Origin of the sequence: Paenibacillus campi, from assembly GCF_034659835.1 — a bacterium.
GTDB lineage: Bacteria > Bacillota > Bacilli > Paenibacillales > Paenibacillaceae > Saccharibacillus > Saccharibacillus campi.
Map to the genome: position 1 here is coordinate 121,975 of NZ_JAXSQZ010000003.1, position 14,689 is coordinate 136,663.

General features: G+C 46.2%; 13 protein-coding genes. 11 read left to right on the top strand and 2 right to left on the bottom strand.

Features of this window, described 5'->3' with window-relative positions:
* Window positions 1–156 precede the first annotated feature (156 nt).
* The 10 genes from licT to U1I11_RS09440 all read left to right on the top strand — a co-directional run bounded on the left by licT (window position 157) and on the right by U1I11_RS09440 (window position 10,762).
* The gene (licT, locus tag U1I11_RS09395) at window positions 157–1,014 is read left to right on the top strand and encodes a BglG family transcription antiterminator LicT (RefSeq protein WP_322905836.1); all 858 of its coding nucleotides are present in this window, start codon (window positions 157–159) and stop codon (window positions 1,012–1,014) included.
* Window positions 1,015–1,355: 341 nt separating this feature from the next.
* Window positions 1,356–3,284: a beta-glucoside-specific PTS transporter subunit IIABC gene (locus U1I11_RS09400; protein ID WP_322905837.1), complete on the top strand. Its 1,929-nt coding sequence runs from the start codon at window positions 1,356–1,358 to the stop codon at window positions 3,282–3,284.
* 859 nt (window positions 3,285–4,143) lie between these two features.
* Window positions 4,144–4,569, top strand: a complete 426-nt coding sequence (locus U1I11_RS09405) for a chemotaxis protein CheW (protein WP_322905838.1) — start codon at window positions 4,144–4,146, stop codon at window positions 4,567–4,569.
* A 220-nt stretch (window positions 4,570–4,789) separates the two neighbouring features.
* Window positions 4,790–5,347, top strand: coding sequence for a GNAT family N-acetyltransferase (locus U1I11_RS09410; protein ID WP_322905839.1), 558 nt, complete (start codon window positions 4,790–4,792; stop codon window positions 5,345–5,347).
* Window positions 5,348–5,542: 195 nt separating this feature from the next.
* Window positions 5,543–6,085 (top strand): GNAT family N-acetyltransferase, encoded by a 543-nt coding sequence (locus U1I11_RS09415; protein WP_322905840.1) that lies wholly within the window; start codon window positions 5,543–5,545, stop codon window positions 6,083–6,085.
* Between the two features lie 39 nt (window positions 6,086–6,124).
* Window positions 6,125–6,703, top strand: a complete 579-nt coding sequence (locus tag U1I11_RS09420) for a GNAT family N-acetyltransferase (RefSeq protein WP_322905841.1) — start codon at window positions 6,125–6,127, stop codon at window positions 6,701–6,703.
* Entirely contained in the window at window positions 6,696–7,400 is a 705-nt protein-coding gene (locus U1I11_RS09425) for a response regulator transcription factor (RefSeq protein WP_322905842.1), read from the top strand. The genes U1I11_RS09420 and U1I11_RS09425 overlap by 8 nt, the downstream gene beginning before the upstream one ends.
* Window positions 7,397–8,857 (top strand): sensor histidine kinase, encoded by a 1,461-nt coding sequence (locus tag U1I11_RS09430; RefSeq protein ID WP_322905843.1) that lies wholly within the window; start codon window positions 7,397–7,399, stop codon window positions 8,855–8,857. Before U1I11_RS09425 ends, U1I11_RS09430 begins: the two co-directional genes overlap by 4 nt.
* A gap of 107 nt (window positions 8,858–8,964) precedes the next feature.
* Complete coding sequence (locus U1I11_RS09435; protein WP_322905844.1) at window positions 8,965–9,786, top strand: PepSY domain-containing protein; 822 nt, start codon at window positions 8,965–8,967, stop codon at window positions 9,784–9,786.
* Window positions 9,787–10,156: 370 nt separating this feature from the next.
* Window positions 10,157–10,762: a PepSY domain-containing protein gene (locus tag U1I11_RS09440; RefSeq protein WP_322905845.1), complete on the top strand. Its 606-nt coding sequence runs from the start codon at window positions 10,157–10,159 to the stop codon at window positions 10,760–10,762.
* A gap of 162 nt (window positions 10,763–10,924) precedes the next feature.
* Here the strand turns inward: U1I11_RS09440 and U1I11_RS09445 are convergent, their stop codons facing one another.
* The gene (locus U1I11_RS09445; RefSeq protein ID WP_322905846.1) at window positions 10,925–11,107 is read right to left on the bottom strand and encodes a hypothetical protein; all 183 of its coding nucleotides are present in this window, start codon (window positions 11,105–11,107) and stop codon (window positions 10,925–10,927) included.
* Between the two features lie 674 nt (window positions 11,108–11,781).
* Entirely contained in the window at window positions 11,782–12,840 is a 1,059-nt protein-coding gene (locus U1I11_RS09450) for a LacI family DNA-binding transcriptional regulator (protein ID WP_322905847.1), read from the bottom strand.
* Between the two features lie 557 nt (window positions 12,841–13,397).
* On the opposite strand from U1I11_RS09450, the gene U1I11_RS09455 reads away from it, so the two are divergent.
* Window positions 13,398–14,687 (top strand): sugar ABC transporter substrate-binding protein, encoded by a 1,290-nt coding sequence (locus U1I11_RS09455; RefSeq protein WP_322905848.1) that lies wholly within the window; start codon window positions 13,398–13,400, stop codon window positions 14,685–14,687.
* Window positions 14,688–14,689 lie beyond the last annotated feature (2 nt).

Below are 14,689 nucleotides of genomic sequence, written 5' to 3' on the forward strand. Positions count from 1 at the left end.
TCAAAAAACGGTTGTCATTTTATGTCGTCTATGCTAGTATAGCAATATCGAAACCAAAACACGGATTGTTACTGAGCGATCAGGCAAAACCGAAACTGACATACACTGTCATTTTTGGTTTTGCCTTTTTGAGCATCATATAAAAAGGTGATGAAGATGAGAATAGCGCAGGTTCTGAATAACAATGTCGTCACCGTGATCGATTCCGGCAAACAGGAACTGGTCGTGATGGGCAGAGGAATTGGCTTCAAAAAGCACCCGGACGACCCGATCGATGAAGCGAAGATTGAAAAGATATTCAAGCTGGAAAGCCAAGAAATTTCCGATAAGCTGACTGCATTGCTATCGGATATTCCGATTGAGTATATGGAATGCTCGGATGAAATTATTTGTTATGCGCAGACGGTGCTGGGCAGCGAGCTTCATGATAGCGTCTATATTTCGCTTACCGACCATATCCACTTTGCGATCGAGCGGCATCGGCAGGGATTGGAAATTAAAAACGCCCTATTGTGGGAAATCAAAAAGCTGTACCGTAAAGAATATTATATCGGACTTAAAGCATTACAGATGATCGAAGATAAGCTTGGCGTTTCATTGCCGGAAGATGAAGGCGGATTCATTGCGCTGCATTTTGTCAATTCCCAGCTCAATGGACAGATGAGCGAGACGGTCAGCATGACGAATATCGTCAAAGATGTGCTGCGCATCGTCACCCGTCATTATGTGATTGAGCTGGACGAGGAATCGCTAAATTATTTCCGTTTCCTGACGCATCTGAAATTTTTCGCCCAGCGTGTCATTAGTGGTACGGCAAGTGAGCAGGGAGATAGTCCACTGCATGATATGGTCAAAAGCCAATATCCGCAAGCCTATGCATGTGCACTGAAAATTCAAGCTTATACCCGCAAAATTCACCAGCGCGATTTGTCCAATGAGGAATTGCTGTATTTAACGATCCATATTGAGCGGGTGACCAAAAAGGAAACTGCCGAGCAAACCGAGTCGGAATAACAAACAAAATTGCATACATGGACAAGGATTGTTACTTTTAGTAGGCAAAACCTAAATGTGGATGAATGAACCGAGCAGAACGTCTAATCATAACCGATTAGCGTTTGCCGGTATTGTCCTCATTTAGGTTTTTTTATATGCCTGAAACGCTAAGTGTAAAATGGTCAAGTCGATTATGCTGTGATCGGTGAGTTGATGTGTAAGCGTATGAAATTGTTATTTGACTTGAGCCATAAGAAGCTCCCATTTAATGAGCTCGAATACTAAGCCCGAATGAACGGTTAACCCTATTTATTTATTTATTTATTTATTTATTTGGCGCCAATAAAGGAGTGTTTAACATGGATAAATCCAAAGTGGCACACGATGTGCTAAAACTGGTCGGTGGTGAGGAAAATATCGATCAGGTGACGCATTGCATGACACGTTTACGGTTTAATTTGCATAATGATAATCAAGCGAACAAAACAGAGCTTGAACATACACCAGGCGTGATGGGCGTGATGAAAAATGGCGGTCAATTCCAGGTTATTATCGGCAACGAGGTTGCTGGTGTGTACAAGGAACTGACAGCAGCGATGAAAGGCGGCGGCGCCCAATCGGCTACTGCTTCAGGCGAGAATCCGAGCAAGAAACGCAATCCGATCAGCTCGCTGTTCGACTTTATCTCCGGTATGTTCACCCCGATTTTACCTGCCATTACGGGCGCAGGGATGATTAAAGGGATTGTGGCGATTTTAGTTGCACTTGGCTGGATGTCCAATACAAGCTCAACGTATATTATTTTGTCGGCAATCGGTGATGGCGCATTTTATTTTTTGCCGATCATATTGGCAATTAGTGCAGCGCGCAAGCTGGGCAGTAATATGTATATCGGTGCTGCACTGGGCGCTGCCATTATGCACCCAACGATTACGGCGCTGCTGTCTTCCGGTCAGCCGGTCACATTTGCTAGCATTCCGGTTGTGGCGGCTACGTATTCATCGACCGTCATTCCGATCGTCATCGCCATTTGGATCGCTGCGTATGTTGAAAAAGCGGTCGATCGTATTACACATGCTTCTGTAAAACTGCTGGTCGTACCGACCGTCACTTTGCTAGTGATGGTACCACTCACATTAATTGCAATCGGGCCGCTCGGTTCAATTATCGGGAGCGGTTTGTCCGGCGGTATCGCCTGGTTGTTTGACAATATGTCGATTGTGGCAAGTATTCTGATCGGTGGTACGATGTCACTGCTGATCATTACGGGTATGCACTATGCGCTTACTCCAATCGTGATCGGTTCGATTACGGCGCTTGGTTATGATTTTATTATTCCACTTATGTTTGCAGCGAACTGGGCACAGGCAGGTGGCGCGCTTGGCGTCGGTTTGCGTTCCCGCAACGGGCAAACGAAATCGCTCGCTTTCTCCACCAGCTTGACCGCTGTGATGGGCATTACCGAGCCGGCGATGTACGGTGTAAATATGAAGTTTAAAAAGCCGTTTATCGCTGCGCTGTGCGGTGGTGCAGTCGGCGGCGCTTTTATGGGTATTTTCCATGTTAAAGCGTATGTAATTACAGGTTTGGTCGGCTTGCCAAGTGTGGCGGCGTTTATTAGCCCAGCGATCAGTACATTGATCTATGCGCTACTCGGTGGGGCGATCGCTTTTGTGGCGGCGACGATCATTACATTGGTACTTGGTATTCAGGAAAAAGTAGAACCACAAGCGGCAACGACAACAGCATCTGCTGACACAGCATCTCAGCCGCCGCTTCATATGGATGCAGTCGCTGCTACGTTGATCCAGCACGAAACGGCAACACGCCAAATGAAAGCAACCGCAGTGCTTAGCCCGCTAACCGGGCAAGTGAAATCGCTGCGCGATGTACCTGATCCGGCATTTGCGGAAGAAATTATGGGTAAAGGGGTAGCGATTGAGCCGACTGAAGGACGTGTAGTCGCTCCGGTGAATGGCACTGTATTTTCAGTTTCCAAAAGCGGTCATGCGATCGGTATGGTGAGCGAAGACGGTACGGAACTGCTAATCCATATCGGTATCGATACGGTCAAGCTAAAAGGCAAATACTTCACTCCACATGCTCGCTCCGGTCAGCATATTCAACAGGGCGATCTGCTGATGGAATTTGATGTAGCAGCGATCCGTGCTGAAGGCTATGCGACAATCACACCGGTCATTGTAACGAATATTGATAATTATAATGGGCTAACACGTTCTGCGGAAGGCAATGTACAGGCAGGGGAGTCGCTATACACGCTGCAGTAGCCTGTTGACTATTTTCAATATTGGCGTTGAAGCCGTTGTATGATCTTCATTTATGAAGACAAGACGCGTAAACATTTGCAGGAGATCGCTGTTGAATCCGCTGTATGATGTTCATTTATAACGGTAATCTGTACAATATCAAACCAAAAGCCAGCTTTACGCCGAATCGTATATGTTTGTTACATCGTAACGTAGACATGCGATTCAGCGCAGGCTGGCTTTTGATTTGAAATGGAGTGAGGAATGGATAATCCTTTTACGAGCTGCACTACCCCTCTCCATGTACACCGACTCGGATCGATTACATCATATTAGTGCATATAAGTGAAACAAAGACGCTGACGAACTTTACCATTCTGCAAAAAGGAAAGACTGTACATGCTCTTTCCAATCGCTGTCCCGTTCATTCTCGTCCAGCCGTTAGCCAGAGCGCGAAAACGGAGCCTATCGTCTGCATCCGATTCGGCTGCGCCGTTTGACTTACAAATCGCCGCTGAACAATTTAATAACGACAACGCCGCCCCATACAATCGCAATTCCAAGTACAGCATACACGCGGTCTTTTACAGATGGATTCAATGTTCTAACTCCTTTGTTTTATCGGTTGAGTAGCTTACATCATACTATCACATTGTATCAGAATGATGCCTATTTTCAAGAGGATCGTGACAAAAAATGGGCGTTGTATTGGAGGATTTTTGTTTTACTAGAAGCGATGCTATCGTGCTTGTTCTATTCGTGTATACAAAGGTCGATATGTTTGGATTAGCCCCTAAACAAATAGGGGCGATTGGTCGATAAAAACTATAGAATATGCACGAATGTGTAACAGTAGAAACTAGTCGAGGAGCTAAACGCTATGAAAATGGAGCTTATTGTTTTTTATGTGGCGAAGCAGCCGTATGCGATCAACTTTAGCGAAATTGAAGAAATTCAAACCGCTAAAAAAGGTACACCTTTGCCGTTTGCTGATGAATGGCACGAAGGGTTGATTACGATCCGTGGCTCCCTGTATCCGCTTGTGAATTTGCGCAAACTGTTGGCGGTCTCATTTGATGGGCCACAGGAAACCGATAAAATGATTTTGCTGCGCCGCTCGCGTGTTGCACTGCTTGTGGACGAACTGGACAATACCGCGATTATCGAAGATAGCGAATTGCGCGACAATCCGGAAGTGAACAGCCGCGATATTTTACCTAATGCATTTGAATTAAGCGATGGTCGGATTGTACCGATCGTCAATGTGGAGACATTGCTTGCGTATACGCGCAGCTCGTATGTATAAGTAATTGCGCCTTATCCCCTGTCTTGCATCGTAAACGGCATTTGTCCGCTTACAGGCAAGACAGGGGATTTTTAGTTACAGTCTGTTGCTTGACTTCGGTACATCGCTGTTGTTAGCTTGGGTACATGTTTGTATCCGACATCTCACTGTCAGATATGATAAAATATGTGAAGAACAGCATTTGTTTATGAAGGTACATAAATTGGAGGGAGCGAGACAGATGAAAGTGCAAGATGTATTTGGACAGCTACCGGTATTGGAAACAGAGCGGGTCATATTGCGTCCGCTGCGGGCAGAAGATCGCGAAGACATGTTTGCTTATGGCTCTGATCCTGAAGTTACGCGTTATGTAAGTTGGTATACGCACCAGACGCTTGAAGATACGGATCAATTTATCGGGCATGTGCTGCAATGTTATGGAGACGGTCAAATTGCACCGTGGGCGATTGAAGAACGTGAATCCGGCAAAATGATCGGTACGGCTGGTTATTTAGGCTGGAATCTGCGCCATTTTCGCGGAGAAATTGGGTATGCGTTGGCACGTCCGTATTGGAATCGTGGTATCGTAACGGAAGCGATGAAACCAGTGATGCAATTTGGTTGGGACGAAATGAAATTGATTCGGATCGAATCGCGCTGCATACCGGAAAATATCGGCTCTGCGCGTGTGATGGAGAAGCTGGGTATGCAGTATGAAGGTTTGCTGCGCAAACATTTGTACACAAAAGGCAGTTTCCGCGATGCAAAAATGTATGCAGCAATCCGTTCGGTCGAATAGCCACTCTCACCATCTTAAAGTAACTTCTATTATCCTAACATAATCGATGATACACCAAGTAATGATCAAGCCGTGGCGGTTGTTATTCGCTGCGGCTTCCCTATTGCGTCATGTTGCGTTTGCCAAATCATAAATGATATCGTGAAAGGATACATGAGAATAGTGCCGATCTAGGGCAAGAAGGAGGAAACGCGGATGAATTTTGAGCCGAAACCGAATATCCATTTGCCGATAGCAGAGCAGAAAGGGCAGCATGTCCGGCTGGAGCTATTGCAGCCGCAACATATGGAGCAACTGTTAGCGTTTGAGCTGCCGGAAGAACAGCTTCGTTTTACCGCTTTGCCGTTGGAAGTGCTGGAAATTTCGATCCGTGATCCGGAGCGGCATCCGGTCGTTGTGACGGCAGACGGGCATGCGGTAGGTTTTTTTGTGTTGCATGAAGGAGCAGGGGTGGCGACGTATCGCTCGTATACGTCCACTGCACCGGAGCAACTGATGTTGCTACGTGCGTTGTTGATCGATCATAAGCAGCAGGGACATGGGTTTGCGCGACTGGCGATGCAAGCATTACGACCGTTTGTACACTTGCATTTTCCACCTATTCGCGAAATAGTGCTTGCTGTTAATATACGTAATGAACCTGCGCAACAGCTATATTTGCGTACCGGATTTGAAGATCGTGGTATGCGACGACCAGGCGCACTTGGGCTGCAGTGGATTATGCATTATCAAGTGTGATCGGACACGATGTAGACGATACAGACGGGAGAGCTTACGATGCAAACGACAGTTGAATTTGTGCCTGTGCAAGAGCAGCATGTGGAACAGATCGTAGAGATTTACAATTATTATGTGCTGCATACGACCGTTTCGTTCCATACGGAACCATTAACGATGGACGAAATGCGTGCACAGTTGTTTGATCTGCCTGCACAGTATTGCTCATACGCCATCGTCGAGCATACGGCGGCGCAACAGACGGATACTCCGCAGCAGCAGAGTATCCGTAATGGTGAGAAGTCAGCGCTGCTCGGTTATATTTTGCTTACCAGGCATAAAGCGAAGCAGGCGTATGATACGACCGCCGAGATTACGATTTATTTAAAACCCGATCAGTCTGGCAAAGGCATTGGCAGTCGTGCCCTTGTATTCATCGAACAGGCGGCAAGGCAGCATGGCTTTCATGTGTTAGTCGCAACGGTCTGTGCTGACAATATGAGCAGCATGCGGTTGTTTGAGCGATATCATTATGAGAAATGTGCGCATTTTCGCGAGGTAGGGCGTAAATTTGACCGTTGGCTAGATATTGTTAGCTACCAGAAAATAATCGGCAGACAAGGAGGCGTAGATGGCTAGCATATTGATTGTAGAAGATGAACACAAAATTTCGCGGCTACTGCAAATTGAGTTGGAAGCGGAAGGTTATGAGGTGAGCCAGGCGTACAATGGTGCGCAGGCATGGGACTTATACCGCGAAGGTGTGTGGGACCTAGTGCTGCTTGATGTGATGCTGCCGGAGCTAAGCGGGATTGAGATTTTGCGTCGTATTCGCGCTACTGATCTGTCTACGATGGTCATTTTGCTGACCGCGCGTGATGCGGTCGAAGATAAAGTTGCCGGGCTTGATCTGGGGGCGAACGACTATGTGACCAAACCGTTTCAAATTGAAGAATTGTTGGCACGGATTCGGGCGGCGATTCGTCTGCGGGCACAGCAGCTAGATCATGCAGCGGACACGGTAGCGGCAAGCGATTGGCTCATTGCCGGCGATCTGCGTCTGAATGAAGGGACACGCGAAGTCGAGCGGGGCGGTCAGTCGGTGGAATTGACACCGCGTGAATTTGAACTGCTGACGTATTTGCTCAAACATAAACGTCAGGTGCTCCAGCGCGATCAAATTTTGGCAGCGGTGTGGGGCTATGATTATTATGGCGATACGAATGTAGTCGATGTGTACATTCGTTATGTGCGCAAAAAGATCGATCAAGGTCATGCACACGAACTCATTCATACGGTGCGCGGTGTCGGTTATGTGCTTCGGGAGCCGTCATGAGACTGAAGCGACGGATTCATCTATATTCGTCGGTATTGTTCGCCTTAGTATTGATCGTGACGAATGTGTTCGTATATATCGTATTTAGCTCGCTCACGATTCGTGAACAGCAACAACGGATCGAATCACAAGCTGCCAAAACAGCGGATAACATCCGCCTTTCCGCTAGTAATTTGCCTGTTGCTGATCTGTTGCGTGCATATGTGCCACTGGAAGGCATGATTCGCATCGTCGCCGCGCACGGTAGTAACCGCTTACTAGTCACCTCGCCCAATGAACAGTCATTGTCCCAACTTCCGGTCAAGTACGAGTCCAGTCGTATCTCTGAAGTGATCTCCAATAATGGTCATCGTTATGTATTTATATCGATTCCAGTCATCTGGCATGATGGTCGGGTTGTGAATATACAGGTGACCGAGAGTTTGCAGCAGACGGAAAGTTATCTGCATGTGCTGCAATTGGTGTTGCTAATCGTGACGGGGTTGGCGATGATTCCGGTATTTTTGTCCGGGCATATTGTCGGTCGTATTGTCATTCGTCCGATTGCGGCGTTAACGTCCACGATGGGGGACATTCGGCGCAGTGGTCAGTTTAAACGTATTCAGTTGGAAGAACGTTCCCGAGATGAGCTGTACGAGATGGGCGATACATTTAACCGGATGATCGAGCTGCTGGAAAACAACTATGACAAACAAAAGCAATTCGTGTCCAATGCCTCACATGAGTTGCGCACACCGCTGACGATTATTGAAAGCTATGCTAGTTTGCTTAAACGACGTGGGCTTGATCGTCCTGATCTGTTTATGGAAGCGGTCGAGGCGATTCATTCGGAAGCGGTACGTATGAAGGAAATGACCGAGCAATTGCTGCTATTAGCGCGACATGAAGAACAGTGGAATTTAACATTAGAGTCGGTCGATTTGCAGGCGCAGGCGGAGCAGCTATCACGCGAATTCGCTCAAGCCTACAGTCGGCAGATCGATATCGTATTGGCGGAACAACTGATACGGATGCCAGCATTGGGCACGATCTGGACGGATGCGGGCAAGCTGCGGCAGTTATTGTTTATTTTGCTTGATAATGCACGTAAATATAGCAGTGATCGGATTACGCTAGAGCTTGGAATGGTGCTTACCGCAACCGACGAAGCGGTAGCTGCAACCGATACAAGTGCGCTTGTGGCATATGAGCGTTGTATTCGTGTAGTCGATCGCGGGATCGGCATACCGGAAGCGGAACTATCGAAAGTGTTTGACCGATTTTACCGGGTCGATCAGGCACGTACGAGACAAGATAGCGGCGGTTCCGGGCTTGGTTTGACATTGGCACAGCGCATTGCTGAAGCGCTTGGTGCTTCGATACGTCTGGAAAGTGAGGAGGGACATGGCACGACCGCAATCGTCATTTTGCCCGCTACCGCGCAGCATTTGTCCGGCTTCTCAGCGAATTCTAATTAAACGCCTGTATACTGTGATGGAGATTGTTCATGACGGTATGCAGGCGTTATTTAGTTTGCATCGATAAATGAATATAGCTGGAAAGCAACCAAGAAAGGATGGATACAATGTCCAAACAACGCTTATCGATCGCCGGAGGGATAGGTGCGATCTTGATCATCATTTGCACATCGATTTTAATCTGGAAAACAGCTGCGCAGGCACAGCCGCTACTTAGTGCGGCACAGATTGGCGATCAAGTGCAAGCAAAATACCCCGGCGAGATTACGAGCATCGTCCAAAATGATGATGCGTATCAAGTAAAACTGGAATCCGCTACTGGGGTGTACGAATTAACGATGGGCGCTCAGCAAGGCGAAGTACGTTCGATTCGTCAGTTGCAAAGTACAGCAAACGCGCCAACGAATCAGCCAGACAACGGTAGAGCGGCTGGCTCAAACGAACTTTCCACATCGCCGGATCATACATTTTCCTCTGCTACGACTACACAAGGAAAAACATCTGTTTCCAGTAGTGATACAGACTCTGGTAGCGTAAGTCAGCGCACCAATACCGGCGGTTCAAATGCACCTACTGCTAACAGCAAAGGCACAAATGGAGGCAACTCAGCTTCTACAGACAGCAACTCATCTTCAACAAGCACGAGGGACAAATCAGGCTCAAGCCAAACGAATGTAGGCACAAAGTCAGCTTCCACCGCCACTTCGATTACGGAAAAACAAGCCGAACAGATCGCGCTAGCACAGGTGAATGGAGAAGTCGATGACGTCAAATTTAAACATAGCGGCAAAACCGGACAGCAATATTATTTAGTCGAAATCGACACGCCTCATGATCGCGAAGCGGTCGTACAAATTAATGCTATTTCCGGAGCGGTCATGTCAGTCACATGGGATGACGAGGACGATTCCGATGATAAAGATCAATAAACGTACAGTATAGTAGATAGTAAATAGGAGAAGATTTGTATGTTGCGAGCTTTATTTTCTGTTATAGATAATAGTTGGAATGTAGGTATACAGTACGGATTAGTATAAATACCGTAACGTCATTTGCCCACTATATCGATTGCGATCTCGGTTCTCATCAATTTCTAATCTTGTTATCAGAGTTATCTCATTTGACTGCTTTATATTAATACTACAGCCCGGCAGCGAACAACAACGAAATATTATGAATCGGGTTCACCTATCGTAACGAATCGCCGCATAGGGCAGGAAACAGATCGGGATCAATCGCTTGTCTGTATTCCATAAATGATGAATATAACAATGATTATAACGAGGGAGGATATTACACATGAAAAAGAACTGGATGAATCGTAAAGCAAGTATCGGCGTATTGGCAGCAGCATTGACAGTCGGTACGGCAGGCACAGTAGTGGCGGCAGCAAGCAGCAACAGTGCCAGCCAAAACAATGCCAATGTAATCGGCATCCAGCGCGCCGAAACGATCGCGCTGCAAAAAGTACCCGGTGGCACGGTGGAAAGTATTGAGCTGGAGCGTGAGCGCGGCAAGCTGTACTATGAAGTGGATGTCAATCGCAACAATGGCAGCGATGTGGACGTGCATATCGATGCTGTAAGTGGTGCGGTCTTACGTACAGTTAATGACGATAAAGATGATGACGACGCTTATGTCGTACCACGCAAAGACAACAAGGATTCGTCTGCCGCAACTAGCAATTTGAAAGTGAAAACGGTCGAGCAAGCGATTGCCATCGCTAAAACGGCTGTAAACGGTACAGTGACTGACGTGGAGCGCGAGCGTGAAAAAGGTCGCATCCAATATGAAGTGGAGCTGCGTTTTAACGGCGGTGAAGCCAAAGTGGAAATTGACGCCGCTACAGGCAAAATTATAAAAGTCGATAAAGATTACGATCACTATGACGATGATAACGATTAATATAATTTGACATAAGCGATAATCAAGATCGAGCGAACCGCAGCTACATGTAATCAACAAAGCCTCCATTCCGTATAAAAGAATGGAGGCTTTGTTATGCAGTAAACGGTTAGATGTGTAACGTATAGTATACAAGCAGAAGTGAGTCGTACTTCAGCGAAATTACTTCAGGGAGTGATGTTCCAGCAAATCGTAACGATTGCGCAATTCAAGATGAAAACGAATGCTTTCCAGCAAGATCGGATTGTGCTCCTCCTCCGCTTCAGCCAAACGTTCCTCTTTAATGGAATCGGGGCTGCATAAAAATTGAGTCATCCACATGGACAGATCGGTGTCCTTTTTCATGATGAAGCCCTCCTAATAATAAAATAAATGTCGATGATCAGTCCAATAACCGATGCATGTAACAGGAAATAAATCATAATCAAATCACTAACGATCATGTAATACAGTCCAGACAGACACGAACTGGAGTGAATTGAAATCCGAATTTTTTTATTTTACATATGCGCGGTGAAGGTGTCTGCTTTTCTTATTTGTATTGTAGCGCCTGTTCGTTAAAAAAACGTGATGCCTTCCTTAAAATTGCATTAAATATTGTTCCAAAACGATACGTATTCTAACTTTTAGTCAGTATATTTGTTAGACCGTGTACTTGATTGTTTGTTTAGATCAAATGACGGGGATTGATAGCTCATGCAGATAGATTGATCTATAGATCGATAAGCGTCTAATGATGATTCAATTTAGTCAGCTTATTGGCTATGTATATTGTTATTTGCCGTATAATGCGCATATATAAATGTGGTTCGACAAATTGAACATCAAGCACGCTCCATCCATAGGAAGCGAGTCGATAAGACGAAAAAGCGTTCACTTCTGTCTGAATACAGACGAAGCGAACGCTTGGCAACAGTGGACAAGTTAGATGGCGATGAGTCTGCTGTATACAGCAATAGATCGGATATCGATCTGGGTACAACAATCGACGTATGCTCAAATATAGTGACAACATACAGTTACGAGGAAGGTAAACCTGGCGCTGCTGGTGAGGACATCGAAGACTCCCGCAGCACTAGCCGATGGGGCACGATATGGCGCTGATACTGAATCGGGTTACCGTCTTTATGTTTGTCCTGAATCGTCTGAATAAGCGCTTGGGAGGCTGTATAACCGAGATGGTAAATGCCGATGTCGATACTCGTTAGCGGCGGTGTGGACAGCTCTGACAGCGCGATATTGTTAAAGCTAACGATGGCGATATCGTCTGGCACGCGATAACCTAATTCATGCAAACCACGTAAAATGCCAAAGCTAACCATATCATCGACAACGACCAGTGCAGTCGGACGCTCCGGTAAATTCATAAAAAAAGACATCGCCCGATAGCCGCTTTCCTGCAAAAATTCCCCTTCCACTATCCAGTCTTTACGATATTCAAGCCCGGCTTCATGCAAGGCACGTTTAAAGCCTTCCATCCGATCGAGCGATACGACCAATTCAGGCGGGCCGCTTACAAAGCCGATCCGGCGATGTCCCATCTGAATGAGATGACGGGTTGCATCGGCTGCCGCTTGAATATTATCCGTATCGACCGTAATCATATTGCTATGCTGCTCACTGCGTCCAACGAGCACAGCCGGAAACTGATTACGGCTCAAAAAGTCGACGACCGGATCATTTTTGCGCGAATAGAGCAAAATCGCACCGTCAATACGTCCACCATACACAAGCCGGGACACCGCATCGACTTCCTCCTGTTCACTGGAGCCGGAACTGAGCACCACATCATACCCATTGCGATTCGCTTGTGCGACGATGCCACGAATTAATTCCATAAAAAAAGTGTTCAAAAACAGTTCTTCCGCTGGCTTCGGCAAAATAACGCCAAGACTCTGTGTCGTTTTGGAAACAAGACTTTTCGCCATAATGTTAGGGTGATAACCCATTTCTTCCATGATCGCTCTAACCTTCTCTGACGTAGCATGGCTAATGCGTGGATGATTGGACAGCACGCGCGATACGGTGGAAGGAGATACGCCCGCTCGTTTGGCTACATCTTTAATAGTAACTGACATATGTACCTCCTCGGTTTATGCGTAATCAGGATCGTTAGCAGTATACACTGGATTGCGTAGCATATGATGTATAACATCAGCACAACAGAAATCGATGATAGGCACTGCTCACAATCAGTGCGCGCCAGCTTGTGATTATATGTTAATCGAAGTCTTGCAGAAGTGTAAACCTTGATTTAATAATAACCGTAGTGGCGTAAAATGAAAATATATTGCATGCGAAGCAGATAAAAGCAGCATAATGGTGGTTACACTGTAAAAATCGCCCAAAATCAGCTTAAATGATTTGTGCAAACGTTTTAACAAAAACGAGATATAAGGTATGATGAATTCGTTGAATAAAGCGCTTCCAACGTATGTTTACATAATTTTATTGTCATAAATGGAATTTAGATGGTGAGTAATATCATTGTTTGCGGAAATTTGAACAAACGTTTGCGCAAATGATGACAAAAGGTGTGACGTAAAAACCTTGTTTTGCCGCCAACATTTTGCAGTGACATAACTGTACTAAGGAAGCGCACAATTTAAATTACATAATGGAAGGATGAATGACGATGTTACGTCAAAAGTACAGTGCACTGCTGAGTGCGCTTATGATCATGCTGTTGTTGTCGGCATGCAGTGGTGGAGGAGCAGGCGATAGCACCGCTAATCAGCCTGCCGCTGATCCAGCCGCAAGTGAAGAAATGCAGGAGTTGTTGCCGGAGGATGGTGCCAAACTGACCGTATGGGATAGTGGTGATCAAAAAGCGTTTATCGAAGCAGCGGCAAAGGCGTTTAAAGAGAAGTACAATGTGGATGTAACATTTGCTGAATTGGGACCGGATAAATCGATGGGACAGATGGTAACGGATGGCCCTGCCGGTGTCGGTGCCGATGTGTTTGCCGGTGTGCATGATCAGATTGGACAGGGTGTATCGGCAGGTGTAGTGATGCCAAATGACTGGTTTGAAGACGATACACGTGCCCGCAATAGCGAGCTGGCGATCAAAGCGTTGACGTACGACAATATTTTGTACGGCTATCCGAAGTCGGTAGAGACGACAGCAGTCTTTTACAATAAAGATTTGATCGATGCAGTGCCTGCCGACTGGAACGATGTAATCCAATTTGCCGACAAATTTAATGATACTAAAGCGAATAAATTTGCGATTATGTGGGAAGTCGGCAACGGATATTATGTATTCCCGTTTCTCGGTGGTTACGGGGCGTACGTATTTGGCAAAGATGGCACCGATCCGAACGATATCGGTCTGAATAGCCAGCAGGCGGTGGAAGGCGCAACTTTTATTCAAAGTTTGAACAAAATTTTACCGCTCAAAACGTCCGACATTAACGCTGATATCAAAAAATCGCTGTTCACATCGAACAAGCTAGCGATGAATATTAGCGGGCCGTGGGATACAGGTTCGCTCAAACAATCGGTCAAAAACCTCGGTGTTGGCATGTATCCGAATTTGCCAAACGGCAAGCCGATGACGCCATTTTCCGGCATTAAAGCGTATTTTGTGAATGCATATACGAAATATCCGAATGCGTCCAAACTGTTTGCCGACTTTATTACTTCAGAACAATGGCAGCTGAAAAACTTTGACATGAACGGTGCACTGCCGTCTAACAAAAATGCAGCTACAAGCGCAACGGTGCAAAAGGATCAGATCGCTTCCGTATTCCTAAAACAATTTGAAAATTCGGTGCCGATGCCGTCGATTCCAGCAATGGCGCAGTTCTGGTCACCGATGGAAGCCGCTATGTCATCGATTTGGAACGATAACAAAGACCCAAAACAGGCGCTCGATAATCTGGTTAAGCAGATGAAAAGCAATATTTCGACAGGGCAATAACG